At 54.5% G+C, this 26,349-nt stretch carries 24 protein-coding genes, 2 tRNA genes and 1 pseudogene; 17 read left to right on the top strand and 10 right to left on the bottom strand.

Annotated elements, in window-relative coordinates; translation table 11 throughout:
* Positions 1 to 4 precede the first annotated feature (4 nt).
* Positions 5 to 445 carry a transcriptional regulator SlyA gene (slyA, locus tag HVZ37_RS10250; RefSeq protein ID WP_080343305.1) on the bottom strand — a complete coding sequence of 147 codons (441 nt, stop codon included), beginning with the start codon at positions 443 to 445 and terminating at the stop codon, positions 5 to 7.
* A gap of 222 nt (positions 446 to 667) precedes the next feature.
* Between slyA and HVZ37_RS10245 the strand changes: the two genes are divergently transcribed.
* The 3 genes and pseudogenes from HVZ37_RS10245 to HVZ37_RS10235 all read left to right on the top strand — a co-directional run bounded on the left by HVZ37_RS10245 (position 668) and on the right by HVZ37_RS10235 (position 3,811).
* Complete coding sequence (locus tag HVZ37_RS10245; RefSeq protein WP_181628477.1) at positions 668 to 877, top strand: DUF1656 domain-containing protein; 210 nt, start codon at positions 668 to 670, stop codon at positions 875 to 877.
* 2 nt (positions 878 to 879) lie between these two features.
* Entirely contained in the window at positions 880 to 1,737 is an 858-nt protein-coding gene (locus HVZ37_RS10240; protein WP_061070164.1) for an HlyD family secretion protein, read from the top strand.
* A pseudogene (locus tag HVZ37_RS10235) lies at positions 1,738 to 3,811 on the top strand (FUSC family protein).
* Here HVZ37_RS10235 and sodC read toward each other — a convergent pair.
* The 3 genes from sodC to HVZ37_RS10220 all read right to left on the bottom strand — a co-directional run bounded on the left by sodC (position 3,754) and on the right by HVZ37_RS10220 (position 5,539).
* Positions 3,754 to 4,275, bottom strand: coding sequence for a superoxide dismutase [Cu-Zn] SodC (gene sodC, locus HVZ37_RS10230; protein WP_043000802.1), 522 nt, complete (start codon positions 4,273 to 4,275; stop codon positions 3,754 to 3,756). The pseudogene HVZ37_RS10235 and the gene sodC sit on opposite strands and share 58 nt — an antisense overlap.
* Positions 4,276 to 4,353: 78 nt before the next feature.
* Positions 4,354 to 5,250 carry an aldo/keto reductase family oxidoreductase gene (locus HVZ37_RS10225; RefSeq protein WP_043000803.1) on the bottom strand — a complete coding sequence of 299 codons (897 nt, stop codon included), beginning with the start codon at positions 5,248 to 5,250 and terminating at the stop codon, positions 4,354 to 4,356.
* Between the two features lie 49 nt (positions 5,251 to 5,299).
* Positions 5,300 to 5,539 carry a DUF1289 domain-containing protein gene (locus tag HVZ37_RS10220; protein WP_043000804.1) on the bottom strand — a complete coding sequence of 80 codons (240 nt, stop codon included), beginning with the start codon at positions 5,537 to 5,539 and terminating at the stop codon, positions 5,300 to 5,302.
* Between the two features lie 101 nt (positions 5,540 to 5,640).
* Between HVZ37_RS10220 and HVZ37_RS10215 the strand changes: the two genes are divergently transcribed.
* From HVZ37_RS10215 to HVZ37_RS10195, 5 genes are all read left to right on the top strand, one after another.
* Positions 5,641 to 6,240: a TetR/AcrR family transcriptional regulator gene (locus tag HVZ37_RS10215; protein ID WP_043000805.1), complete on the top strand. Its 600-nt coding sequence runs from the start codon at positions 5,641 to 5,643 to the stop codon at positions 6,238 to 6,240.
* Between the two features lie 57 nt (positions 6,241 to 6,297).
* Positions 6,298 to 7,395: an alkene reductase gene (locus tag HVZ37_RS10210; RefSeq protein WP_181628400.1), complete on the top strand. Its 1,098-nt coding sequence runs from the start codon at positions 6,298 to 6,300 to the stop codon at positions 7,393 to 7,395.
* A gap of 98 nt (positions 7,396 to 7,493) precedes the next feature.
* Complete coding sequence (gene gloA, locus HVZ37_RS10205; RefSeq protein WP_043000807.1) at positions 7,494 to 7,901, top strand: lactoylglutathione lyase; 408 nt, start codon at positions 7,494 to 7,496, stop codon at positions 7,899 to 7,901.
* A 104-nt stretch (positions 7,902 to 8,005) separates the two neighbouring features.
* The gene (rnt, locus tag HVZ37_RS10200) at positions 8,006 to 8,653 is read left to right on the top strand and encodes a ribonuclease T (protein ID WP_043000808.1); all 648 of its coding nucleotides are present in this window, start codon (positions 8,006 to 8,008) and stop codon (positions 8,651 to 8,653) included.
* 145 nt (positions 8,654 to 8,798) lie between these two features.
* The gene (locus HVZ37_RS10195) at positions 8,799 to 13,472 is read left to right on the top strand and encodes an ATP-dependent helicase (RefSeq protein ID WP_181628399.1); all 4,674 of its coding nucleotides are present in this window, start codon (positions 8,799 to 8,801) and stop codon (positions 13,470 to 13,472) included.
* 65 nt (positions 13,473 to 13,537) lie between these two features.
* Here HVZ37_RS10195 and grxD read toward each other — a convergent pair whose 3' ends face one another.
* Positions 13,538 to 13,885 (bottom strand): monothiol glutaredoxin 4, encoded by a 348-nt coding sequence (grxD, locus tag HVZ37_RS10190; RefSeq protein WP_042319226.1) that lies wholly within the window; start codon positions 13,883 to 13,885, stop codon positions 13,538 to 13,540.
* A gap of 335 nt (positions 13,886 to 14,220) precedes the next feature.
* Here grxD and HVZ37_RS10185 point away from each other — a divergent pair, with 335 nt between their 5' ends.
* Positions 14,221 to 15,054, top strand: a complete 834-nt coding sequence (locus tag HVZ37_RS10185; RefSeq protein ID WP_043000810.1) for a C40 family peptidase — start codon at positions 14,221 to 14,223, stop codon at positions 15,052 to 15,054.
* A 126-nt stretch (positions 15,055 to 15,180) separates the two neighbouring features.
* Positions 15,181 to 15,762: a superoxide dismutase [Fe] gene (sodB, locus tag HVZ37_RS10180; protein ID WP_043000811.1), complete on the top strand. Its 582-nt coding sequence runs from the start codon at positions 15,181 to 15,183 to the stop codon at positions 15,760 to 15,762.
* A gap of 46 nt (positions 15,763 to 15,808) precedes the next feature.
* Here sodB and HVZ37_RS10175 read toward each other — a convergent pair whose 3' ends face one another.
* Both HVZ37_RS10175 and HVZ37_RS10170 read right to left on the bottom strand, forming a co-directional pair.
* Positions 15,809 to 16,975, bottom strand: coding sequence for an MFS transporter (locus HVZ37_RS10175; RefSeq protein ID WP_043000812.1), 1,167 nt, complete (start codon positions 16,973 to 16,975; stop codon positions 15,809 to 15,811).
* A 167-nt stretch (positions 16,976 to 17,142) separates the two neighbouring features.
* On the bottom strand, positions 17,143 to 17,232 hold the full coding sequence (locus tag HVZ37_RS10170) for a YnhF family membrane protein (RefSeq protein WP_086512609.1): 90 nt from the start codon (positions 17,230 to 17,232) through the stop codon (positions 17,143 to 17,145).
* A gap of 293 nt (positions 17,233 to 17,525) precedes the next feature.
* On the opposite strand from HVZ37_RS10170, the gene purR reads away from it, so the two are divergent.
* Positions 17,526 to 18,551 carry an HTH-type transcriptional repressor PurR gene (purR, locus tag HVZ37_RS10165; protein WP_044265381.1) on the top strand — a complete coding sequence of 342 codons (1,026 nt, stop codon included), beginning with the start codon at positions 17,526 to 17,528 and terminating at the stop codon, positions 18,549 to 18,551.
* Here the strand turns inward: purR and punR are convergent.
* Positions 18,548 to 19,480, bottom strand: coding sequence for a DNA-binding transcriptional activator PunR (gene punR / locus HVZ37_RS10160; protein ID WP_043000814.1), 933 nt, complete (start codon positions 19,478 to 19,480; stop codon positions 18,548 to 18,550). The genes purR and punR overlap by 4 nt on opposite strands.
* Positions 19,481 to 19,591: 111 nt before the next feature.
* Here punR and punC point away from each other — a divergent pair, with 111 nt between their 5' ends.
* The gene (punC, locus tag HVZ37_RS10155) at positions 19,592 to 20,797 is read left to right on the top strand and encodes a purine nucleoside transporter PunC (RefSeq protein WP_044254694.1); all 1,206 of its coding nucleotides are present in this window, start codon (positions 19,592 to 19,594) and stop codon (positions 20,795 to 20,797) included.
* Positions 20,798 to 21,089: 292 nt separating this feature from the next.
* On the top strand, positions 21,090 to 22,238 hold the full coding sequence (gene cfa / locus HVZ37_RS10150) for a cyclopropane fatty acyl phospholipid synthase (protein ID WP_043000816.1): 1,149 nt from the start codon (positions 21,090 to 21,092) through the stop codon (positions 22,236 to 22,238).
* 41 nt (positions 22,239 to 22,279) lie between these two features.
* On the opposite strand, the gene HVZ37_RS10145 is transcribed toward cfa, so the two are convergent.
* The gene (locus HVZ37_RS10145) at positions 22,280 to 22,921 is read right to left on the bottom strand and encodes a riboflavin synthase subunit alpha (protein WP_090050043.1); all 642 of its coding nucleotides are present in this window, start codon (positions 22,919 to 22,921) and stop codon (positions 22,280 to 22,282) included.
* A 219-nt stretch (positions 22,922 to 23,140) separates the two neighbouring features.
* Between HVZ37_RS10145 and mdtK the strand changes: the two genes are divergently transcribed.
* From mdtK to HVZ37_RS10125, 4 genes are all read left to right on the top strand, one after another.
* Positions 23,141 to 24,514: a multidrug efflux MATE transporter MdtK gene (mdtK, locus tag HVZ37_RS10140; protein ID WP_181628398.1), complete on the top strand. Its 1,374-nt coding sequence runs from the start codon at positions 23,141 to 23,143 to the stop codon at positions 24,512 to 24,514.
* Between the two features lie 151 nt (positions 24,515 to 24,665).
* Positions 24,666 to 24,742 (top strand) — tRNA-Val (locus HVZ37_RS10135).
* A 4-nt stretch (positions 24,743 to 24,746) separates the two neighbouring features.
* Positions 24,747 to 24,823: transfer RNA gene (locus HVZ37_RS10130), tRNA-Val, on the top strand.
* Positions 24,824 to 25,176: 353 nt separating this feature from the next.
* A complete protein-coding gene (locus tag HVZ37_RS10125; RefSeq protein ID WP_104446421.1) occupies positions 25,177 to 25,482 on the top strand; it encodes a monooxygenase in 306 nt (101 codons plus the stop codon).
* Between the two features lie 36 nt (positions 25,483 to 25,518).
* On the opposite strand, the gene HVZ37_RS10120 is transcribed toward HVZ37_RS10125, so the two are convergent.
* Positions 25,519 to 26,316, bottom strand: coding sequence for an MBL fold metallo-hydrolase (locus HVZ37_RS10120; RefSeq protein WP_156595279.1), 798 nt, complete (start codon positions 26,314 to 26,316; stop codon positions 25,519 to 25,521).
* Positions 26,317 to 26,349: the final 33 nt, after the last annotated feature.

Here is a 26,349-nt window from a genome sequence, read left to right as displayed (position 1 = left end):
GACATTAATCGTGCGACTGTAGCTCAATAATATTGTGTTCAAGTCGGGTGATCAGTTTAATCAGCAGGTCAATTTCCTGCGCAGAAATCCCTTCCAGAATTTCACCACGCGTTTTGTTGATAACCGCTTCCATATCAGCAATCAGCGGCTCTGCCTTTTCTGTCAGTTTAATCCGTTTGGCCCGGCGATCGCTGACACAGGTTTGACGCGAAATAAGCCCTTTCTCTTCGAGCTGATCCAGCGTACGTACCAGTGACGGCTGTTCGATGCCAATCGCTTTTGCCAGTTGTATCTGTGATTGATCCGGTGGCAGTTGATGAATATTATGCAGCGTAACCCAGTGCGTCTGCGTCAATTCCAGAGGCTTAAGACGGTGGTCTATCAAAGCACGCCAAATGCGCACCAACCGTGCCAGATCAGAACCTAGTGGCGATTCCAATTTCATCTCCTTATAATTAGCTTGCTAAGATATTATACTGATTTTAGAATAGTGTGCAGCAATTGTATTGCTAAAACAAATGTATTGCTGCATTTGGTTACCGACAGACATATTTTTCAGACATTACGCGAAAAAAGCACGCTTCGTACCAGTTTTTGCTAAACCTGGATAAACGTAGCCTGACGCAAAGGACTATTGCTTGTGACCTCCGCACACAATACAACAGGGATGCCCTTACAGGATTTAGTGATTGGCGCATCTGTTTACTTCCCGCCGCTGTTCAAGGCCTTTGCGCTGGGATTTCTCCTCTGGCTTTTCATCCATCGCCTGCTGCGCGACCGGATTTACTCGGGTGAAATCTGGCATCCTTTATTGATGGATCTGTCAATTTTTGCCCTCTGCGTCTGTTTGGGTCTTCTTTTATTGGTTGCATGGTAATTATGACGCTGAAAACACTGAAATATTTCTCCACCATTGTGGTTGCTACCCTCGCCGTTCTGGCGGGATGGTTTATGTGGAATTATTACATGCAATCCCCGTGGACGCGTGACGGAAAGGTGCGAGCCGAACAGGTCAGCGTTACGCCGCAGGTGTCCGGCGCCATCGTCGATCTCCCGATAAAAGATAACCAGTTCGTCAACGCCGGCGATCTGCTTTTTCGTATCGATAAGACCCCTTTTCATATCGCCGAGCTCAACGCGCAGGCGCAACTGGCTAAAGCACAATCGGAACTGGCGAAAGCCAATAACGAAGCCACTCGCCGTCGTCACTTATCGCAGAATTTTATCTCCGCTGAAGAGCTGGACACCGCCAATCTGAACGTCAAAGCGATGCAGGCAAGCGTAGACGTCGCTCAGGCGACGCTCAGACAGGCGCAGTGGCAACTGGCGCAGACGGATGTCCACGCCCCGGTCTCCGGGTGGATAACCAATCTGTCGACGCGTACCGGTGACTTCGCCACCTCCGGTCAACCGTTGTTTGCCCTGGTGGACAGCCACTCCTTCTATGTGATGGGTTATTTTGAAGAAACCAAGCTGCGTCATATCCGCGAAGGCGCACCTGCCCAGATTACACTTTACAGCGGCAATATTAAGTTACAGGGTCACGTATCCAGCATTGGCCGCGCGATTTACGACCAAAGCGTGGAGAGCGATTCCGGTCTGGTGCCGGATATTAAACCCAACGTGCCCTGGGTGCGTCTGGCGCAGCGCGTTCCGGTGCGTATCGAATTTGACCAGCTTCCACGTGACGTAACGCTCGTTTCCGGCACGACCTGTAGCGTAGCGATCGCCAACTAAATGAAGCGACTGCGCGTGTCTCTGGGCAATACGCCGTGGCTGAAAGCGACGGCCGGGCAGTGGCGCTATGCCCTGCGTAATACCCTCGCGATGTGCCTGGCGCTGACGTTTGCCTACTACCTCAATCTGGATGAACCCTATTGGGCGATGACCTCCGCCGCCGTGGTCAGTTTTCCCACCGTCGGCGGCGTAATCAGTAAAAGTCTCGGGCGCATTGCCGGCAGTCTGCTGGGGGCGACCGCAGCGTTAATTCTTGCCGGGCATACGCTCAACGAACCGTGGCTGTTTTTGTTGAGCATGTCCGCCTGGATTGGTTTCTGTACGTGGGCCTGCGCGCAGTTTACCAACAATGTGGCTTATGCCTTCCAGCTCGCGGGATACACCGCCGCCATTATTGCCTTCCCGATGGTGAACATTGTCGACATCACTCAACTCTGGGATATCGCCCAGGCGCGTGTTTGCGAAGTGATTGTCGGGATCCTCTGCGGCGGCACGATGATGATGATTTTGCCCAGCACCTCCGATGGCACCGCGCTACTGACCGCGCTGAAGAACATGCACGCGCGCCTGTTGGAACACGCCAGCCTGCTGTGGCAACCTGAGTCTACTGACGCCATCCGCTCGGCCCACGAAGGGGTGATCGGGCAGATTTTGACAATGAATTTACTGCGTATTCAGGCATTCTGGAGCCATTACCGCTTCCGGCGTCAGAATGCGCTGCTGAACGTCCTGCTGCACCATCAACTGCGCCTGACCAGTGTCATCTCGAGCCTGCGCAGAATGTTACTGAACTGGCCGACGCCTCCGGCCCACACACGTGATGTTATTGACCAACTGTTGACAGCACTGGCCCGTTCACAAACTGACAGTTATGCCGTCGCGCGGATTATTGCGCCACTCGCCCCCACCGACGTAAGCGACTATCGTCACGTCGCCTTCTGGCAGCGGTTACGTTATTTCTGCCGTCTCTATCTGCGTACCAGCCGTCAGCTACGCGTGATTGAAAATGGCGGGCCGCTTACTACCGTTAACATTCCGCGCGCGCCGGCGCTGGCACGGCATACCGACCACGCAGAAGCCCTCTGGAGCGGCCTGCGCACCTTCGTCACGCTAATGCTGATTGGCACATGGAGCATTGTTTCACAGTGGGAATCGGGATCGGCGGCGCTGACCCTGGCGGCCATCAGCAGCGTGCTTTACTCCGTCGTCGCCACACCGTTTAAATCACTCTCACTGCTGATGCGCACGCTGGTATTGCTCTCGCTGTTCAGTTTCGTGGTCAAGTTCGGGCTGATGGTGCAGATTAGTGACCTGTGGGAGTTCCTGCTGTTTTTGTTCCCCTTGCTGACCACCATGCAATTATTGAAATTGCAGATGCCAAAACTGGCGGGGCTTTGGGGGCAACTGATTGTCTTTATGGGTTCGTTTATCGCCGTGACCAACCCGCCGGTCTATGACTTTGCCGATTTTCTGAATGACAATACGGCGAAGATTGTCGGCGTGGCGTTGTCATGGCTGGCGTTCGCGATTTTGCGTCCCGGTTCGGATGCACGCAAAAGCCGGCGTCATATTCGGGCGCTGCGCCGGAGCTTTGTCGATCAGTTGAGCCGTTATCCGACGTACAGTGAAAATGAGTACGAGTCGCTGACCTATCACCATATCAGTCAGTTAAGCAACAGTCAGGATGCGCTGGCACGGCGTTGGCTGCTACGCTGGGGCGTGGTGTTGCTCAACTGTTCGCACGTCGTCTGGCAACTGCGCAGCTGGGAATCGCGTTCTGACCCGCTGTCGCAGGTCAGGGACATCTGTATTGCTTTACTGCATGATGTGATGAGCGAACGCGGCGTCCAGCAACGACCGCTTGCCGCGACGCTGGCTGAACTCCTGCGGATTTGCCAGACGCTGTCTCACCATCATCAACCCGCCGCGCAAGAACTGGCGGCGATCGTCTGGCGACTGTATTGTTCGCTTTCCCAACTGGAACAAGCGCCGCCAGAAGGGTCGCTGACGTCCTAATTATTTGATCACGCCACAAGCGAAACGCGCCCCACCACCGCCCAGGGGTTTGGGCTGATCGGACATATTATCGCCACCGACGTGGATCATCAGCGCTTTGTCTTTGATGTCGTTAAGAGATTTCAGGCGCGTTGCCGTGACAGGAACAATGGCTTTACCTTCGTCATTCACCACCAGCACGGGCAAATCGCCCAGGTGCCCTTCGCCATCCGGTCCGGCGTGTTTACCGGTTTTGTGCGGGTCAAAATGTCCCCCCGCAGACTCAGCAGCAGACGCTTTACCGTCTTTAATGGCAGGCTGACAGCTGCCGTTGGCATGGATATGAAAACCATGTTCTCCCGGCGGCAACGCTTTCAGATCCGGTGTAAACTCCAGTCCGTTCTCGGTTTCCGCAATGGTGACTTCCCCGATGGACTGCCCGACACCTTGCGGGGTAACCAGATTCATCTCCACTGTTTCACTGGCGGCTTGCGCCCCCGCACAGGCTAACAGGGTTAACACAGCCAGACTCAATCGCTTCATGGGACCTCCGTTCTGTATGTATGTCGGTTAAGTGTAAACCAGTGACGCGATTTTGAACGGAGATCCGCGATTTTACGTTTACGGGACGTCGTAACCCAGTGCAGCTTTACGGATACGGAACCACTGCTGACGACTCATTTTCAGAGACTCGGCTTTCACTGCCGCACGTACACGCTCGATTTTTCCGGAGCCTATGATCGGCAGCGGCTGCGACGGCAGACGCAGTATCCAGGCGTAAACCACCTGCTCAATAGAAGAGGCATTCAGTTCTTGCGCAATGACCGCCAGTTCGTTACGCAGCGGCTGGAACGCATCGTCATTAAAGAGACGTCCGCCACCAAGGCAGGACCAGGCCATTGGGCGAATACGCAGTTGCTGAAGCTGATCGAGGGTGCCGTCTAACAGCAGCGGTTGGTGAACCGGAGAGATCTCCACCTGGTTGGTCGCCAGCGTGAACGGAAGGCGCGATTGCAGCAGCGTAAACTGCGCCGGGGTGAAGTTGGAGACGCCGAAGTGACGCACTTTTCCACTCTGATGCAGATGTTTGAAGGCTTCGGCGACCTCATCGGCATCCATCAGCGGGTCCGGGCGGTGGATCAGCAGCAGATCCAGATGGTCGGTCGCCAGATTGATCAACGACTGTTCCGCACTTTTCACAATATGATCGCGGTCGGTGATGTAGTGGCCGAGCGCGTTTTCCGCACGGGCGGTGGTGGCGATCCCGCATTTGGTGACGATCTGCATCCGCTCACGCAGATGAGGAGCCAGTTTCAGCGCTTCGCCAAAGGCGGCCTCGCACAGATAACCCCCGTAAATATCCGCATGGTCCACGGTCGTGACACCTAAATCCAGGTGCTCTTCAATAAAGCTCACCAGCTCCCGGGGGGACATATTCCAGTCCATCAGTCGCCAGTATCCCATGACAAAGCGGGAGAATTCCGGGCCTTGTGGCGCAAGAGTAATACGCTGAACCATAACTGCTTCCTCGTGAAGTAAATTACAGCGAGTATATACAATTAGTGGCTTAAAAGAGTGAAGGCTGTTGAGGTTCTTCTGGCGCGGCGGGTTTATTTGCGCGTAATTTACGCAGCAGACGCTGGCGGCATAACCGCAGCACATCTTGTTTTTGTGCGTCGCTCATTTTTTGCCAGTTGAACCGCTCATCCCGACTGCGCAGGCACCCCCGGCAAAAACCGCGTTCATCTGACTGGCAAATTCCCCGACATGGGCTCTGAACGGGGAAAAACTCTAACTGCTCTGCCACGCCCTTTCCTCTTCATTAGGTCTTCACTCTATTGAAGACGTAAACACGATTTCTGGCAACCTGTCTTGCATTAGACCGACTGGTCTATTACACTCCCTGCCATGAACAAGCAAACTGAGTACGATACCCGCGAACACTTACTGGCTACCGGTGAGCATCTTTGCATGCAGCGAGGCTTTACCGGTATGGGACTGAGCGAGTTGCTCAAAACCGCCGGGGTGCCGAAAGGATCGTTTTATCACTACTTTCGCTCTAAAGAAGCCTTTGGCGTCGCCATGCTGGAACGGCATTTTGCCGGTTATCATCAGCGGCTGACGGTGCATTTTGACACGGGTCCAGGCAATTACCGCGATCGCATTCTGGCTTATTATCAGGAAACCCTGAATCAGTTTTGCCAGCAAGGAATCATCAGCGGCTGCCTGACGGTTAAACTCTCCGCCGAAGTGTGCGACCTGTCGGAAGATATGCGCACCGCAATGGACCAGGGGGCCGGGAAAATTATGGTCATCCTGGCGCTGGCGCTGGAAAAAGGACGTGATAGTCATTGTTTGACGTTTGCAGGAGAACCACTGCAGCAGGCGCAAATCCTTTATGCGCTGTGGCTGGGAGCGAATCTGCAGGCCAAAATTTCTCGCAGTGCCACCCCGCTGGAAAACGCGTTGGCGCACGTGAAAAATATTATCGCAACGCCTGGTGCTTAACAGGCGTTTTATTTAACTGCTTACTAGACGACCGGTCTATTCATAACGGAAAACATTATGTCATCAGATAAACTGTTTACCCCACTGAAAGTGGGCGCGATCACCGCACCAAACCGTATTTTCATGGCCCCGCTGACGCGTCTGCGCAGCATTGAGCCTGGCGACATCCCGACTCCGTTAATGGCCGAGTATTATCGCCAACGCGCCAGCGCGGGTCTGATCATCAGCGAAGCGACGCAGATTTCCGCACAGGCGAAGGGTTATGCCGGCGCGCCGGGCCTGCACAGTGATGAGCAGATCGCCGCATGGAAGAAAATCACCGCCGGTGTTCATGCTGAAAACGGCCACATCGCCGTTCAGTTATGGCACACAGGCCGTATTTCTCACGCCAGCCTGCAACCGGGTGGACAGCCGCCGGTATCCGCTTCCGCTATCAGCGCCGGGACCCGTACTTCCCTGCGTGATGAAAATGGTCAGGCTATCCGAGTGGATACCTCTATGCCACGCGCGCTGGAAACCGATGAAATGCCGGGAATCGTCAATGATTTCCGCCAGGCTATCGCCAATGCGCGTGAAGCCGGTTTCGATCTGGTTGAACTGCACTCCGCTCACGGTTATCTGCTGCATCAGTTCCTTTCCCCTTCTTCTAACCATCGTACCGATCAGTACGGCGGTAGCGTGGAGAATCGCGCGCGCCTGGTGCTGGAAGTGGTCGATGCCGGTATTAAGGAATGGGGTGCGGACCGTATCGGGATTCGCGTTTCGCCTGTTGGCACCTTCCAGAATGTCGACAATGGTCCGAACGAAGAAGCCGATGCGCTGTATCTGATTGAAGAACTGGGTAAACGCGGCATCGCCTATCTGCACATGTCTGAACCAGACTGGGCTGGCGGCAAGCCGTATACCGACGCGTTCCGCGAAAAAGTACGCGCTCGTTTCCACGGTCCGATTATCGGTGCCGGCGCCTATACGCGTGAAAAAGCAGAGACCTTAATTGAGAAGGGTCTGATCGATGCCGTCGCGTTTGGTCGTGATTACATCGCTAACCCGGATCTGGTGGCGCGTCTGCAACGTAAAGCTGAACTCAACCCGCAACGCAGTGAAAGTTTCTACGGCGGCGGTGCGGAAGGCTACACCGATTACCCGACGCTCTAATTCCCTCCATCACATTCCTTCATTGATAGCGGCGTAAAAACGCCGCTATACTAAAACAACATTTTGAATGTATTGACCATTTTTTAAGGGGACATAACATGCGTTTACTTCATACGATGCTGCGCGTTGGCGATCTGCAACGTTCTATTGATTTTTACACTAAAGTGCTCGGCATGAAGCTGCTGCGCACCAGTGAAAACACTGAATACAAATACTCACTGGCATTTGTCGGTTACGGCGAAGAAAGTGACGAAGCGGTGATTGAACTGACCTATAACTGGGGCGTTGACAAATACGAGCTGGGTACGGCTTATGGTCATATCGCCCTGAGCGTCGATAACGCGGCTGAAGCCTGTGAGCGCATTCGTCAGAATGGCGGTAACGTCACTCGTGAAGCCGGTCCGGTTAAAGGCGGCACGACCGTGATCGCTTTTGTTGAAGATCCGGACGGTTACAAAATCGAGCTGATCGAAGAGAAGGACGCCGGGAAAGGTCTCGGTAACTGATTCCTGCCGGGCGCAGTGGCTTTCTGCGCCCGTTGTTTTACTGCATCACTCCGCTTTTTTTGGCATAATGCGCGCTGCAATTTTTTCCGTACTAAGAGACCCTGATGTCCGATAACGCTCAACTTACCGGTCTGTGCGACCGTTTTCGTGGTTTCTATCCTGTCGTCATTGATGTTGAAACGGCCGGATTTAACGCCAGAACCGATGCGCTGCTTGAAATAGCTGCCATCACGCTGAAAATGGATGAACAAGGCTGGCTGATGCCGGACAGCACGCTGCAATTCCACGTAGAACCGTTTGAAGGCGCAAATTTGCAGCCTGAAGCACTGGCGTTTAACGGTATCGATCCATCCAACCCGCTGCGTGGCGCGGTGAGTGAATATGACGCCCTGCACGCCATTTTCAAAATGGTCCGCAAAGGCATTAAAGACAGCGGTTGCAGCCGCGCCATTATGGTCGCCCATAATGCAACGTTCGATCATAGCTTTATGATGGCTGCCGCTGAGCGTGCGTCGCTCAAACGCAACCCGTTCCATCCGTTCGTGACGTTTGATACTGCCGCCCTGAGCGGACTGGCTCTGGGACAAACGGTGCTCTCCAAAGCGTGTCTGGCGGCTGGCATGGAGTTTGACGGTACCCAGGCGCACTCAGCGCTGTACGATACCGAGCGCACCGCCGTGCTGTTTTGTGAAATTGTTAACCGCTGGAAGCGTCTCGGCGGCTGGCCGTTACCTCTGCCCGAAGAAGCCTGATTTGGTGACCTGATAACGTCGGTTATCAGGTCGCTCCCCCTTTCACTCATACTGTATATTTGACCAGTATCAATACACCCTGCGCATTTCCCGCTATTCTGTAAAAAGGTCTTGATTCGCCAACATCGCAAAAGGGACAGGGAACATGTCAGCAAAAAATGCGCCGCCTCCGCTGCCGGATATTTTCTCACCGGCAACCCGCGACTGGTTTACCTCGGCATTTCAGCATCCTACGCCGGTGCAGGCGCAAACGTGGGCCGTGACCGCCGCGAATCAGCACGCGCTAGTGATCGCCCCGACCGGTTCGGGGAAAACCCTTGCCGCGTTTCTCTATGCCCTGGATAGCCTGTTTCGTGAAGGCGAGGCAGCGCACGCCACCTCCTCCTCCGACAAAGAAAAGAAAGTCACCCGAATCCTCTATATTTCCCCGATAAAAGCCCTGGGTACGGATGTCCAGCGCAACCTGCAAATTCCCCTGCTGGGGATTAGCGAAGAACGGAAGAAATCCGGCGCGCCAGAGGTGGCTATTCGGGTTGGGATCCGCACCGGCGATACGTCGCCTCAGGAGCGTGCGAAGCTGAGTCGTCATCCGCCCGATATTCTGATCACCACGCCGGAGTCGCTTTATCTGATGCTCACCTCCCGCGCCAGAGAGACGCTGCGCGGCGTTGAAACGGTGATCGTCGATGAAGTACATGCGGTAGCTGGCACAAAACGCGGCGCGCATCTTGCGCTGAGTCTCGAACGTCTGGATACGCTTCTGGCAACGTCGGCGCAGCGCATTGGTTTGTCGGCGACCGTGCGTTCGGTTACAGCCGTTGCCGCTTTTCTGGGCGGCGATCGTCCGGTTACCGTTATCAATCCGCCTTCTACCCGTCACCCGGATATCCACATCGTCGCTCCAGCCGCCAATCTTGATGACGTCTTAGCGGACAATAGCGACAGCGGCGAGGCCATTCACAACGGGCGAGAAGGTTCCATCTGGCCGCGCATTGAAGCCGGTATTCTCGATCAAATCCTTAGCCATCGTTCCACCATTGTTTTCACCAACTCGCGTGGGCTGGCGGAAAAGCTGACGGCCCGCCTGAATGAACTGTATCTTTCGCGACAACAAGCGTTGCCCCAACCGCAGGCAAAGCCGGTGCACTTTGACTCGCTAACCGGGTCCACCAGTAACCGGGCGCAGGACGCCGCAGAATACATTGCCCGTTCGCATCATGGTTCGGTGTCCAAAGAACAGCGTGCCGTCACCGAACATGCGCTGAAATCCGGCGAACTTCGCTGCGTGGTGGCGACCTCCAGTCTGGAACTGGGGATCGACATGGGGGCGGTTGATCTGGTGATTCAGGTGGCGACGCCCCTTTCTGTCGCCAGCGGCCTGCAGCGCATCGGGCGCGCCAGTCACCAGGTCGGCGGGGTATCAAAGGGGCTGTTCTACCCCAGAACCCGTCGGGATCTGATTGACTCTGCCGTCATCGTCGAGTGTATGTACGCCGGACAACTGGAAACGCTGACGCCGCCACGCAACCCGCTGGATATTCTGGCGCAGCAAACCGTTGCTGCCGTATCAATGGATCCACTCAATGTTGATGACTGGTATGCCCTCGTCCGCCGGGCTTCACCGTGGCAGGATTTGCCGAGAAGCGCATTTGACGCCACGCTGGATATGCTGGCAGGGCGCTATCCCTCCGGCGATTTTGCCGTCTTCCGACCGCGCATAATCTGGAACCGCGAAACCGGGTTATTAACGGCCCGTCCTGGCGCGCAGCTTCTGGCGGTAACCAGCGGCGGTACCATTCCGGACCGCGGCATGTTCAGCGTGCTGCTTCCCGAAGGGGATGAACAAGCCGGATCGCGTCGCGTAGGCGAACTGGATGAAGAAATGGTGTACGAGTCACGCGTCAACGACATCATTACGCTGGGTGCAACCTCGTGGCGTATTCAACAAATCACCCGCGATCAGGTTATCGTTGTCCCCGCGCCCGGACGCTCGGCCAGACTGCCGTTCTGGCGCGGCGAAGGCGTCGGGCGCCCGGCGGAACTGGGAGAACGCATTGGTGATTTTATCCATACGATGTCCGATGACAACGCAGAACGCCGGCTCTCACCCCGACTGCGCGATGACAATGTTCTGTCGAATATCAAAGGGTTAATTGACGATCAAAAAAATGCTACGGGCGTGCTCCCCTGGAGTCGTCATCTGGTGCTTGAGCGCTGTCGCGATGAAATGGGTGACTGGCGGGTTATTCTGCATTCCCCTTATGGTCGTCGGGTACACGCGCCCTGGGCGCTGGCGATTGCCGGACGCCTCCATGCGCAGTGGGGAGCTGACGCGTCGATTGTTGCCAGTGATGATGGGATTGTCGCGCGCATACCGGACAGCGATGGGAAACTGCCCGATGCCGCTATTTTCCTGTTTGAACCGGAAAAACTGCTGCGCATTGTCCGGGAGGCCGTCAGCAGTACGGCGCTGTTTGCTGCCCGCTTCAGAGAATGCGCCGCCCGCGCCCTGCTGATGCCGGGCCGCACGCCAGGGCGTCGTTCGCCGCTCTGGCAGCAACGCCTGCGCGCCAGTCAGCTTCTGGAAATTGCGGCGGGCTATCCTGATTTCCCCATTATTCTGGAAACGGCTCGTGAGTGCCTGCAGGACGTTTACGATCTCGACGCACTTGAGCAGGTCATACGCCGGTTGAACACCTGCGAGATCCAGATGTCTGAAGTGACCACGCCAACCCCCTCACCCTTCGCCACCGATCTACTCTTCGGCTACGTCGCGGAATTTATGTACGCCACCGACGCGCCGCTGGCGGAACGTCGGGCTTCGGTACTGGCGCTGGACAGCGAGCTGCTGGGCAACCTGTTAGGCCAGGGCGATCCACTGGAGTTGCTTGACCCGGAAATTATCCGCCAGGTTGAAGATGAACTTCAGCGGCGGGCGGCGGGCAGGAAAGCCCAGGGGATGGAAGGCGTTTACGATTTACTGCGCGAACTGGGACCAATGAGCGTCGACGAAATTGCCGCCAGACACGAAGGAACGCTCGCTGACATCAGGACATGGCTTGATGAGCTGTCCGCTGAAAAACGTATTTTCCCGGTCGTTATCGCGGACACGGCGCAGATGGCCTGCACGGACGATGCAGCCAGACTTCGTGACGCGCTGGGTATTCGCCTGCCTGCGACGATTTCACCGGCGTGGCTGCATCCGGTGAACGCGCCGCTGCGCGATCTTTTCCTGCGCTTCAGCCGTACCCACACGTTGTTTACTCGCACCCAGATTGCGCAGACGTTCGGGTTGGGGGTAGCCGTCGCCGGCGATCAACTGCGTCAATTGCGCGATGAGGGTGTCCTCATTCCGTTGCGTGCCAGTACTTCTGCCACGCCTGACGAAGCGTCAACGTGGGTGAATGAGGACGTATTTCATCGTCTTCGCATCCGCTCGCTGCATGCGGCAAGAGAGGCAACCCGTCCGGTTCCGGCAACGAGCTACACCCGACTGTTGCTGGAGCGTCAGGGACTTATTTCATCCGCCGACGGCAGCCCTGCGCGCCTTCCGTCCTCCTCCACGGGTACGCTGGAAGGAAGTGACGGCGTCACGCGTGTTATTGAACAACTGGCCGGAGTCGGCCTGCCTGCCTCGTTGTGGGAAAGCCAGATTTTCCCTGCTCGTGTCCGTGATTATTCACCGGATATGCTCGATGAGTTGCTGGCGACGGGTGAAGTCATCTGGTCAGGACAAAAGAAACTGGGCGACGATGATGGACGGGTGGTACTGCATTTACGGGATTACCTGGCAGAAACGCTTTCCCCGCCATCCGGTGACAGCGAGGCGATTTCAGACTTACAGCGCGCAATTTTGGACGTTCTTTCTGGTGGTGGCGCATGGTTTGCGCAGCAACTTAGCGCGTTGATTCAGACGCGTGCGGCAGACGCTGGCGGTGACGAGTGGTTAACGCCAGCCACGCTGCATGAGGCACTTTGGGGTCTGGTCTGGCAAGGGTATATCACGACCGATATCTGGGCTCCGCTGCGTGGCCTGACGCGTACTGTCGCCGCATCGCGCCAGCCGTCACGACGTTCGCCGCGTATGCGTCGTGGACGCCCGGCTTATGCCGCGCCGCGCCTCTCGTCCATCGCTGTACCGGTTTCTTACACCACGCCTGCGCTGGCCGGTCGCTGGTCGCTGCTGCCGCGAGAGACGTTGAATGATACTGAACGGATGCTGGCCTGTGCCGAGAATATGCTCGATCGCTACGGCGTAATTGGTCGCCAGGCCGTGATTGCCGAGAATGTGCCTGGCGGCTTTCCCGCCATGCAGACGCTGTGCCGAAGCATGGAAGATTCTGGGCGAATTCTGCGTGGGCGGTTCGTGGAGGGAATGGGCGGCGCGCAGTTTGCCGAGCGGGACACTGTCGATCGTCTTCGCGATCTGACGTCGTCGACGTCTGAACAACAGGCGTTTACGGCGGTGGCGCTATCTGCGAATGATCCCGCTAATCCCTGGGGAACGCTACTACCGTGGCCGACACATCCGTCATCTCTGGTCCCCGGGCGGCGTAACGGCGCGTTTGTCGTGATTTCCGCTGGACAGTTGCGGCTGTACCTTGCTCAGGGAGGAAAAAAGATGATGATCTGGACAGAAAATGAGGAAATGCCTTCGCCGGAGATTTTCAGGGCGCTGGCGAGCGCCTTACGCCGTGAACCGCGACTGCGTTTCACACTGTCGGAAGTTAACGATAAACCGGTACGGCAAACCCCTATCTTTACCCTGCTACGGGAAGTCGGGTTTTCCAGTTCGCCGCAGGGGCTGGACTGGGGATAGGAAGCGCAGAAATGAAAAGGAGCTTAACCTGAGTCAGGAAAAGCTCCCCTTTAACCGTCTACTGATTACTCAGCGTCTGATTCTTCAGATTTGTATTTTGCAGCGGTCTCTTTGATCAACTGCTGCAGTTCGCCGCGCTGGTACATTTCGATCAAAATGTCGCAGCCGCCAACCAGTTCACCATCAACCCACAGCTGTGGGAAGGTCGGCCAGTTTGCATATTTTGGCAGTTCTGCGCGAATATCCGGGTTTTGCAGAATATCCACATAGGCAAAACGCTCACCACAGGCGGAAAGTGCCTGCACAGCCTGGGCGGAGAAGCCGCAGCTTGGCAGTTTTGGAGAACCTTTCATATACAGGAGAATCGGGTTTTCAGCGATCTGGCGCTGGATTTTTTCGATAGTGGTGCTCATTGTCTTGCTTCCTTAACTTCTTTTACGGCAGTCGACTGACATTGTAGCGTTTCAGAGCGACATCGGAAAATAACATTTTCATTACGCTTTACTATTTTATCGTCTGAACGCATAAGTTGCATTCCCAATAATAGTTTCCTCAGTGCCTGTGTCGAAAGTGTGCGCTAAATAAGCAGATTTAGCTTTGGCTGCTGTTTTTTTTTGCACTCAATAGCGAAACCGTATTTTTAACAATAAAAGCTATTAACTTTATTCGTTTCTATAGATTAGAATCATCAGGTTTTGTAAATCACACGCAGGTATGATTGCGACCTGCCTTAACAGAGGAATGCTCAGTGGCGCGGATAAACCGACTTTCCCTCACGCTCTGTGCTTTGCTATTTACAACGATTCCCTTTATGCCGATGGCACATGCGTCCAAGCAAGCCAGGGATACGGCTGGTCTTACGGATAGTAAGAAAACCAGCAACAAAAAGAAAAGTACGGCAACAGCAAAAAAAACGAATAAAACCAATCAAAAAACCGCCAGGAAAACGACCAGCAAAACCAGCACGAAAACCGCCTCTTCTTCTAAGAAAAAAATCACCGCCTCTGCCAAAACCAGCAAAACAGCCAGTCGCAAAAGTAAAACCGTCGCTGCGAAAAAGACAGCCGCTGTCAGCTGGAGTGAAAAGTGCACCCCGCGTAAAGGACACAAGCCGACGTGTGTGAAAGTGAAGAACACGGCGTCAGGAAAGATTGCGGATGCCCATAAAGTGAAAGTGCAAAAAGCGACCAGCACGGCGATGAACAAATTAATGAGTCAGATTGGCAAGCCGTACCGCTGGGGTGGTACGTCTCCGCGCACCGGTTTCGATTGCAGCGGTCTGGTTTATTACGCTTATAAAGATCTGGTTAAATTCCGTATTCCGCGCACAGCAAATGAAATGTATCACCTGCGTGATGCCGCACCGATTGATCGTGGGGAATTGAAAAATGGCGATCTGGTGTTCTTCCGCACTCAGGGACGTGGTACTGCCGATCACGTCGGCGTTTATGTCGGCAACGGCAAATTTATTCAGTCACCGCGCAGCGGTCAGGAAATCCAGATCACATCGCTCAGCGAAGATTACTGGCAACGCCACTATGTCGGCGCTCGCCGGGTCATGACGCCCAAAACTATTCGTTAAAACTTTACCCTGTTGTTAACGCAACAGGGTAAGTTCATCTTTTGTCTCACCTTTCAATTTGCTACCCTATCCTTACGCACAATAAGGTTATTGCGCGAAATACTATTAATAATAAGGAGAGAAGCAATGTCGTTCGAATTACCTGCACTACCGTATGCCAAAGATGCGCTTGCGCCGCACATTTCCGCCGAGACGCTGGAATATCACTATGGCAAACACCATCAGACCTATGTCACCAACCTGAACAACCTGATCAAAGGCACCGCCTTTGAAGGGAAATCTCTGGAAGAGATCGTACGCAGTTCGGAAGGCGGCGTGTTCAATAACGCTGCTCAGGTCTGGAACCACACGTTCTACTGGAACTGCCTGGCACCGAATGCTGGTGGCGAGCCAACCGGCGAACTGGCTGACGCGATTACCGCCTCTTTCGGCAGCTTTGCCGAGTTTAAAGCGCAATTTACCGACGCGGCGATCAAAAACTTCGGCTCTGGCTGGACCTGGCTGGTTAAAGGAAAAGAGGGCAAGCTGGCTATCGTTTCCACCTCCAACGCTGGCACGCCGTTGACCACCGACGCCACGCCGTTGATGACCGTCGACGTATGGGAACATGCGTACTACATTGACTACCGCAATGCGCGTCCTGGCTACCTTGAACACTTCTGGGCGCTGGTAAACTGGGAGTTTGTAGCGAAGAACTTCGCCGCGTAAAAAAGATAACGCAGAAGGGAATCCCTTCTGCGTTTTTGTCCTGCCGTTAACTGGCGACGCACACCTGTTCAGGTTGTTTTCTCGCCGAGACAAACACCAGCAACAGCGCCATACCCGCCACAATCGCCCCCATCACAGGAACAAAACTGTAGCCTAATCCGCCTGAAATGACGGCCCCGCCAGCCGCAGCGCCCAGCGCATTTCCAAGGTTAAACGCGCCAATGTTCACGGAAGATGAGAGACCCGGCGCTTCATGAGCCACACGCATGACGCGCATTTGTAACGGAGGGACGACCGCAAAGGTTGCCGCCCCCCAGACCACCATGCTGACCGCCGCGCCCAGTTCATTCTGCGCCAGGAAAGGGATCGCCAGCATAATTACCATCAGCAGCAGCAAAAAGCCCTTCAGCGTGCCGTTAACCGAGCGATCGGCCAGTTTCCCTCCGAGGTAGTTGCCAATGGAGAAGCCCACACCGATCAGAACCAGCATCCCGGTCACAAAGGCCGGTGTCGCATGGGTGATGCTTTGCAGAACAGGCGAAATATAGGTATAGAGCGTGAACATGGCGCCCGCTCCCAGTACGGTAGTCAGTAGCGCGGAGAGCACCTGAGGACGCATCAGCACCGCCAGCTCTTTTTTCACTTCCGGGCGCGCCCCGGCACCGCCTTTTGGCAATGATAAGAAGAGACTCAACATCGAGATAACGCCCAGCCCCGCTGTCGCCATAAACGACATCCGCCAGCCGATGGTTTCACCCAGCCAGGTCGCCGCCGGCACACCGCCGATATTGGCGATGGTCAGCCCCATAAACATGGTCGCAACGGCGCTCGCCTGTTTGTGCTTCGGCACCACGCTTGCCGCCACCACCGAGCCCAGGCCGAAGAATGCGCCGTGGTTAAGGCTGGTTAAAATACGTGACAACATCAGCGTGGTGTAATCTGGCGAAATCGCCGAGAGCACGTTACCGAGCGTAAAGATAGCCATCAGAAAAATGAGCGCATTACGGCGTCCGCGATGTGACAGCAACAGCGTCATCAACGGCGCGCCGACCATCACGCCAACCGCATAGGCACTAATCAGCATACCTGCCGCGGGAATAGACACATCAACGCCACGCGCGATGACGGGCAGCAGACCCATTGGCGAGAATTCGGTGGTGCCGATGCCAAACGCACCAATGGCCAGCGCCAGTAACGGATAATTAATTTTCATGCAGTGATGACTCCGGCTCTTCGCGACAGGGCGCGATGCTTAACAAAGAGTCAAAAGCATGACATCAATCACAAAAAAAGAGAAGTTAACAAAAATACAAAAGACTTTTGCAGATTCAATAACAATATGGCGGGAGGTTCGAGGGAGCAGGAACTCCCCCGAGAGGATCAGTGCAGTGCCGCCGTCAGGCCGCCCGCAACGATTAAAGCCAGAACAATAAACGTGGTCACTAATGAAAATTTCAGATCGGTGCTCATCAACTTTTCTCCTTTTTATACCCACACAAAAAGTGATATAGCGCATTTTTACACACTTGAGTGTAAAAATCTCCCACGATTTAGAGTGATATGTGCTTTTAATACTTCCCCTTTTCGTAAAGATCAGACAAAATTCGACGCTTACTTGATTAGCGTACCGGCCATTGACCCCTTCCTGACGTTCCGTGTCGTTTCCCGGCGTGCCGCAGCCCTGACGTTGGGCACAGGATGAGTAAAGGCAAACGTTTACTTGGCGTAATTTAATGTTCAGGTTGGGTCTGGAGTGAGATTTAATGGCAACAATTAAAGATGTAGCGAAGCGCGCAAACGTTTCCACTACAACCGTGTCACACGTAATTAACAAAACGCGTTTCGTCGCTGAAGAAACACGCAATGCAGTGTGGGCGGCAATCAAAGAATTGCACTATTCCCCCAGCGCGGTTGCCCGTAGCCTGAAAGTTAACCATACCAAATCTATCGGTTTGCTGGCGACGAGCAGCGAAGCCCCCTATTTTGCTGAAATTATTGAAGCGGTTGAGAAGAACTGCTTCCAGAAGGGCTATACCCTGATCCTCGGCAACGTCTGGAACAACCTGGAAAAGCAGCGTGCCTATCTGTCGATGATGGCGCAAAAACGCGTTGATGGCCTGTTGGTAATGTGTTCCGAATACCCCGATCCCCTGCTCTCGATGCTGGAAGAATATCGTCATATCCCAATGGTGGTGATGGACTGGGGCGAAGCCAAAGCCGACTTCACTGATACGGTGATTGATAACGCCTTCGAGGGCGGCTACATGGCAGGCCGTTACCTCGTCGAGCGTGGACATCGCGAAATTGGCGTGATCCCAGGACTGATGGAGCGTAACACCGGCGCAGGCCGTTTGGCCGGATTTATGAAAGCGATGGATGAAGCGCTGATTAAAGTGCCTGAAAACTGGATTGTTCAAGGCGACTTCGAGCCGGAATCCGGCTACCGCGCCATGCAGCAAATTCTGTCGCAGGCGCATCGCCCAACGGCGGTCTTCTGTGGCGGCGATGTCATGGCGATGGGCGCCCTTTGCGCCGCTGATGAGATGGGTCTGCGCGTCCCGCAGGACGTGTCGCTGATAGGCTACGACAACGTGCGCAACGCCCGCTTCTTTACACCAGCGTTGACCACCATCCACCAGCCGAAAGATTCACTGGGTGAGACGGCCTTTAATATGTTACTGGACCGTATCGTCAATAAACGCGAAGAGTCGCAGTCTATTGAAGTCCACCCGCGCCTGGTGGAGCGCCGCTCCGTGGCGGATGGCCCGTTCCGCGACTACCGTCGTTAAGCCTCTTCTGCGGGAGTCTCATCGGGCTCCCGCAGCCACTCTTTGTTCAGCGTTTCACTGTCTCCCAGATAATCCAGCAGCCAGATCAGCGCAGGTGACATATCATTCTGCTGCCAGGTCAGGCAACAGGCCGCATCCGGGAAAGGATTCTCCAGATTTAACGCGACCCACTGCCCCTTGTTGAGATACGGCTTGGCGAAATGTGTCGGGACCATGCCGACACAGAGTCCGGCGCTGATACAGGTCGCGGAAGAATCCCAGTCCGGCACCACCACCCGCTTCTGATTGTCCAGCAGCCAGGTCACGCGTTTCGGCAGCGTGCGGGAGGTATCTTCCAGCACCAGCGACGGCCAGTTGCGCAACGTGTCATCGCTTAACGGCCCGCTCATGGCGGCCAGCGGATGCGTACTGGCAACGACACAACACCAGCTCAGCTTACCCATATCGCGGAAAGTGTATCGTCCGCCAACCGGGATCGCCTGGGTTGCCCCGATGGCGAGTTCGACCCGACCATCTGACAGCGCGTCCCACACGCCATTAAACACCTCCTGGAAGACCAGTAGTTCCACGTCATCAAAGTGGCGGTAGAAATCGACGATCAATTGCCGCGTGCGTTCCGGGCGCACGATATTGTCCACCGCAATGGGGAGTTGCCCACGCCAGCCGTTAGCGATCTGCTGACACTGTTGACGCGTGATCTGCATTTTTTTGATGACAGAGCGGCCTTCTTTCAAAAACCAGGCGCCCGCCGGGGTTAACACCACATCACGATGGCGACGTTCAAAAAGCGGGACGGCCAGCCACTCTTCCAGTTGGCGAACCGTATAGCTGACCGCTGAAGGCACCCGGTGCAACTCCTGAGCCGCGGAACTGAAGCTCCCGTTGCGTGCCACGGCATCGACCACTTCCAGCGCATATTCTGACCACATAATCTGCCTACAAAATTTTTGAATGCAATAAACAAATATTACCGTTTCACAAGCCCAAATTCACTCCCTACACTCTGCGCCAGTGTGATTAATCAAAATTAGAGAACAACTATGCAACCAGGAAAAGGGTTTTTAGTCTGGCTGGCAGGGCTCAGCGTGTTGGGTTTTCTGGCAACCGACATGTATTTGCCCGCTTTTGCCGCCATTCAATCTGACCTGCAAACACCGGCCTCTGCCGTCAGCGCCAGCCTGAGTCTGTTTTTAGCAGGCTTTGCCGTCGCCCAACTGCTGTGGGGACCCCTCTCTGACCGTTATGGCCGTAAACCGATCCTGTTGCTGGGTCTGTCTGTCTTCGCCCTCGGTAGCCTGGGTATGCTGTGGGTGGAGAGCGCAACGGGCCTGTTAGTACTGCGTTTTATTCAGGCCGTGGGAGTCTGCGCGGCGACCGTCATCTGGCAGGCGCTGGTTACCGATTACTATCCTTCGCATAAAATTAACCGCATTTTCGCGACCATCATGCCGCTGGTCGGGCTGTCTCCTGCACTGGCGCCGTTATTAGGCAGTTGGATTCTGACCCATCTTTCCTGGCAGGCGATCTTTGCCACGCTGTTTTTCATCACGCTGCTGCTGATGCTGCCCGCCCTGTTTTTAAAGCCCACCACCCGGGCTCGCGATGACAGCAAGGACAAACTGACGTTCACCACCCTGCTGCGTGCGAAAGCGTACCGCGGCAACGTCCTGATTTACGCCGCCTGTTCTGCCAGCTTCTTTGCGTGGTTGACCGGTTCCCCGTTTATTTTGAGTGAAATGGGCTACAGCCCGGCGGTGATTGGGCTGAGCTACGTACCGCAGACCATTGCTTTTCTGATTGGCGGCTATGGCTGTCGCGCCGCGTTGCAAAAATGGCAGGGACAACAGCTCCTGCCCTGGCTGCTGGTTATCTATGCGCTGAGCGTGGTGGCAACCTGGGCGGCAAGTTTTATCCATCACATCACGCTTGCAGAGATCCTGATCCCCTTCTGCATAATGGCGATTGCCAACGGGGCTATTTACCCGATTGTGGTTGCCCAAGCGCTGCGTCCATTCCCGCAGGCGACGGGTCGTGCCGCAGCCCTGCAAAATACCCTGCAGTTGGGTCTGTGCTTCCTGGCAAGCCTGGTCGTTTCCTGGCTTATCAGCACACCGCTGTTGACCACGACCAGCGTGATGTTGTCTACGGTGGTACTGGCTGGACTGGGCTATAAGATGCAACTGCATCCTTCTAACGACTGTGCGCAGCATGATAATTGCGGGATTGCCCACAGCGAATCCCATTGATATCACTCATAATCACCGTTAATTAGTCGGCTAACAATTTTTGGTTGTATCATCGTTTTTTGAGGCCTATACTAAATTTCGGTTGTTAAAAATTACGATAATTATTATGTGTTAACGGGAACCGGAGCGTTCCCGGTTCCCCATGGATGGCCTTTTCGGCAAGGGGTCCTCCCTTCCTCTGTTCTACGTCGGATAATAGACTCGCGGAATGTTTCCGTGAGATTTCTCACAAAGCCCAAAAAGCGTCTACGCTGTTTTAAGGTTCTGATCACCGACCAGTGATGGAGAAACTATGAGTTCATCGTGTATAGAAGAAGTCAGCGTACCGGATGACGACTGGTACCGTATCACTAACGAATTATTAAGCCGCGCAGGCATTGCCATCAACGGCTCTTCACCAGCAGATATACGCGTTAAAAACCCCGATTTTTTCAAACGCGTTTTACAAGAGGGGTCGCTCGGTCTGGGTGAGAGTTACATGGATGGCTGGTGGGAATGCGATCGGCTGGACCAGTTTTTTAGCAAAGTTCTGCGAGCAGGACTGGAAAACCAACTTCCCCATCATTTCAAAGATACCCTCCGCATCGCGGCCGCTCGCCTGTTCAATCTGCAAAGTAAAAAACGAGCGTGGATCGTCGGTAAAGAACATTACGATCTCGGCAACGATCTGTTCAGCCGTATGCTCGACCCTTTTATGCAGTATTCCTGCGCGTACTGGAAAGACGCGGATACTCTGGAGGCGGCGCAGCAGGCCAAACTGCGGTTAATCTGCGAGAAATTGCAACTGCAACCCGGTATGCGTGTGCTGGATATTGGCTGCGGCTGGGGTGGTTTATCGCACTATATGGCGACGCATTACGGCGTCAGTGTGGTTGGCGTGACGATTTCAGCCGAGCAGCAGAAAATGGCTCAGGCCCGCTGTGCCGGGCTGGATGTGTCGATTCTGTTGCAGGATTATCGTGATTTGCACGATCAGTTTGACCGCATTGTCTCGGTAGGCATGTTTGAGCACGTCGGCCCTAAAAATTACGCGACCTATTTTGACGTGGTTGATCGCAATCTGAAACCTGAAGGGCTGTTCTTATTACATACCATCGGTTCGAAGAAAACCGACAATAATGTCGACCCGTGGATCAACAAGTATATCTTCCCGAATGGTTGCCTCCCGTCAGTACGTCAGATAGCCAACGCCAGTGAATCGCACTTTGTGATGGAAGACTGGCATAACTTCGGCGCGGATTACGACAAGACGCTGATGGCATGGTACGAGCGTTTTCTCGCTGCCTGGCCTGAAATTGCCGAGAACTATTCCGAGCGTTTTAAACGGATGTTCAGCTACTACCTCAACGCCTGCGCCGGCGCGTTTCGCGCCCGCGATATTCAGCTCTGGCAGGTGGTATTCTCGCGCGGCGTCGAAGACGGCCTGCGCGTAGCCCGCTAAACTTTCTTATGCCCCCGCCGTCTCGCGGGGGCTGGAGGGTTTTACGCTTCGCTGGCGGTTTTCGTTACCGCCGCTTCACGCGCAGCCAACACGCGTTCTACCGTATCCACCACCGCCTGCGTTTGCGGATCGATTTCGATATTGACGCGCGCGCCCAGTTTTTTCTTACCCAGCGTCGTGCGTTCCAGGGTTTCCGGAATGAGATGCACGCAAAAACGCGTCGTGGTGACTTCTCCGACGGTCAGGCTGATCCCATCAATCCCGATAAAACCTTTGTACAAGATGTATTTCATTAGCGTCGGATCCTGGACTTTGAACCAGATCTGACGGTTGTTTTCGGAGGTTAAAATCTTTGACACTTCCGCGGTGGTCATGATGTGACCGGACATCAGATGCCCGCCAATCTCATCGCTGAATTTTGCCGCACGCTCGACGTTAAGCAGGTCGCCCACCTTCAGATCGCCCAGATTGGTGATCCGCAGCGTTTCTTTCATCAAATCAAAACTAATGCGATTGCCGTTAATTTCTGTGACGGTCAGGCAGCAGCCGTTATGCGCCACCGACGCGCCCGTTTCTAGCGCGTCCAGCATGTATTCAGGTAATTCCACTACATGGGTGCGAAAATTGGGTTTTTCATCGATCGACACCAGTTTTGCGGTGCCCTGCACAATACCTGTAAACATACCTACAACTCCTGAATTCAGTTAAGCCATTTCTGCCTGCCACAATAGCAGTTGGAAAATCAGGTTGCCAGTGAAGTGCCCCTTGGCCTGTTTTTTTCACTGGTGAAATTAGCATTCATCGCTACAATAGACTGAAATTTCCCCTTACATCTTCTTCTTGCTGCCACCCGTGGCGGCTTTTTTAGTCTCTCAAATAAAAACAAAATGATAGGTGTACACGTGCAGAAGTATATCAGTGAAGCGCGTCAGTTATTGGCTCTGGCAATACCGGTGATTCTTGCGCAAATCGCCCAAACCGCAATGGGGTTCGTCGATACCGTGATGGCGGGTGGTTACAGCGCCACCGACATGGCGGCCGTCGCCATTGGCACCTCCATCTGGCTGCCCGCCATTCTGTTCGGCCACGGGTTGCTGCTGGCGCTGACTCCGGTGATTGCTCAGCTCAATGGTTCCGGACGCCGCGATCGCATTGCGCATCAGGTGCGTCAGGGCTTCTGGCTAGCGGGTTTCGTCTCACTGCTGATTATGATTGTGCTGTGGAACGCCGGTTATATCATCCGCTCTATGCATAACATCGATCCGGCCCTGGCGGATAAAGCCGTAGGTTACCTTCGTGCATTGTTATGGGGCGCACCGGGCTATCTGTTCTTCCAGGTTGCGCGTAACCAATGCGAAGGTCTGGCGAAAACCAAACCCGGCATGGTGATGGGTTTTCTTGGCCTGCTGGTCAACATCCCGGTGAACTATATCTTTATCTATGGTCACTTCGGCATGCCGGAACTCGGCGGTGTCGGCTGCGGTGTGGCGACTGCGGCGGTCTATTGGGTGATGTTTAGCGCCATGCTCTGGTACGTGAAACATGCGCGTTCAATGCGCGATATCCGCAATGAACAGCGTTTCAGCAAGCCGGATAACGTAGTGATGAAGCGTCTGGTGCAACTGGGTCTGCCGATTGCGCTGGCACTGTTCTTTGAAGTCACATTGTTCGCCGTGGTGGCGCTCCTGGTTTCTCCGCTGGGCATTGTCGATGTCGCTGGTCACCAGATCGCCCTGAACTTCAGTTCGCTGATGTTTGTTTTGCCGATGTCACTGGCGGCGGCGGTCACTATTCGCGTGGGCTATCGTCTCGGACAAGGTTTAACGCTGGATGCGCAAACCGCCGCGCGTACTGGTTTAGGCGTTGGCGTCTGCATGGCGTGTCTGACGGCTATCTTTACCGTGACGCTGCGTGAGCACATCGCCCTGCTCTATAACGACAATCCTGAAGTGGTGACGCTGGCGGCGCAACTGATGCTGCTGGCGGCGGTTTATCAGATTTCGGACTCCATCCAGGTCATCGGCAGCGGGATCCTGCGTGGTTACAAAGATACGCGTTCGATTTTCTTTATCACCTTTACCGCCTACTGGGTGTTGGGATTACCGAGCGGTTATATTCTCGCCCTGACCGACCTGGTGGTGGACAGGATGGGGCCGGCTGGATTCTGGATGGGCTTTATCATCGGCCTGACGTCGGCGGCGGTTATGATGATGCTGCGAATGCGCTTCCTGCAACGTCTGCCTTCTACGGTGATTCTGCAGCGCGCTGCGCGATAAAACGACGATAGCCGCCAGCTGGCGGCTATTCTCTCGACATTTTGCGCACTTCCTCCGCAATCGAGTGAAATCCGGAAGAAAATTACCATTTCCCTCTTGCCACCTCCCGGCTCTGCCGCTAATATTCGTCCCCGTTGTCACACACAACGTTGCGTTCATAGCTCAGTTGGTTAGAGCACCACCTTGACATGGTGGGGGTCGTTGGTTCGAGTCCAATTGAACGCACCATTTTGCGTCCGTAGCTCAGTTGGTTAGAGCACCACCTTGACATGGTGGGGGTCGGTGGTTCGAGTCCACTCGGACGCACCATTTCACCGCCTGGTGATAGGGTGCCTGTTCTTTTTCCCTGCTCTCTTATTTTTCTCTGGTATTATTTCTCATCACTCAGTTTCGCGTAATAAAAATCAATAAATTACCCATTCATTGATTCATATTCCTGACTTGCGGGTGTGGGGGAAGTCTTCGCTTACCTTCCCATTAACCGTGTTGTATTGATGCAGCTTATTAACTACTTTCACTCCTCGCTTGCCATGACCTCCACTGCAGCATGAATGGGGTTTGCGCGCCCTGATTCTGGTACACTCCCCGACATAGTGTCAGGGAGAAGAGTTCAGTTCATTGTCACTGTGAATGATCATTACGTCGTTGAATGGAGAATGGATATGCCGAAATTGTTACAACTTCACTTCGCTTTTACTGGCCCATTTGGCGCAGAAATGGCTGAGCAACTGCGTGGTCTGGCGGAGTCGATTAACCAGGAGCCGGGATTTATCTGGAAGGTGTGGACGGAGAGTGAGCAAAACAAGGAAGCGGGAGGGATCTATCTTTTCGAAAGCGAGGAGACCGCGCTGGCTTATCTGGATAAACATACCGCGCGTTTAAAAAACCTTGGCGTTGACGAAGTCATCGCGAAAGTGTTTGACGTGAATATTCCGTTGAGCGAAATCAACAACGCCAGAGTGGGTTAATAATGCCGCAGGGGGGGATTTTCCCCCTCTGCGGATTTAACGTGACGCCAGGCTGGAGAGATATTTTTCCCCCGAGCGTTGCACGATTTGACTGGCATTGTGGGTAATATTCTGCCCTTCAAATGCCCCGTACAGACTGGAAAACGTCACCGTGTTTAACCGCTGGATGATCCCACCGACGGTTTTCGATGACAGCGGCAACATGTTCGGATAGCTCCACATAAACGACACCGCGTCAGCACCGGGAGTGACCTGCAAGATATCTCCGGCGAGGATCGTCCCTTCCCCCTCCTCCAGATACAGAACCGTTCCCCCCGCAAAATGGCCGCCCAAACGCAATAAACTGACGCCAGGAAGCACGTTGTGTTCTTCCCCTTCCCATAGCCGAATCCAGGGGCTGTCGCGCATGATCCAGGCCCTGTCAGCCGCGTGGAGCCAGACGGGAGCGTCAAACGCCTCCGCCCAGTCCTGCATGGTGGTGTAGTAATGAGGATGCGAAATCGCGATGGCGCTCAATCCCCCCATAGCGCGGATGAGCGTTCGGGTTGCCGGATCCAGATTCGCAACGCAGTCCCAAAGGATATTTCCCACCGGCGTCCTGAGCAGAAACGCCCGCTGGTTTATGGCAAAGGAAGGAACCGTTTTCAGACTGAAAAGTTGCGGCGTATGCTGCTGCCACTTATTGGTATGGCTGGCGATGAGCTCATCAAAGTCCATCCAGGCCTGCCCGGATACAGGGATATATTGCCGCTCATCGTCGCAGATTTTACAACGTTTAACGTTGCCGTGGTGGTTATCGTATGAGGTGCCACAGGCTTTACATAGCGTTATCATCGTCACTCCTTTCCTCACAATAAACACCGTTAA

This window comes from Citrobacter sp. RHB35-C17 (genome assembly GCF_013816795.1).
GTDB lineage: Bacteria > Pseudomonadota > Gammaproteobacteria > Enterobacterales > Enterobacteriaceae > Citrobacter_A > Citrobacter_A amalonaticus.
This window is presented reverse-complemented; position numbering and strand designations above follow the sequence as displayed.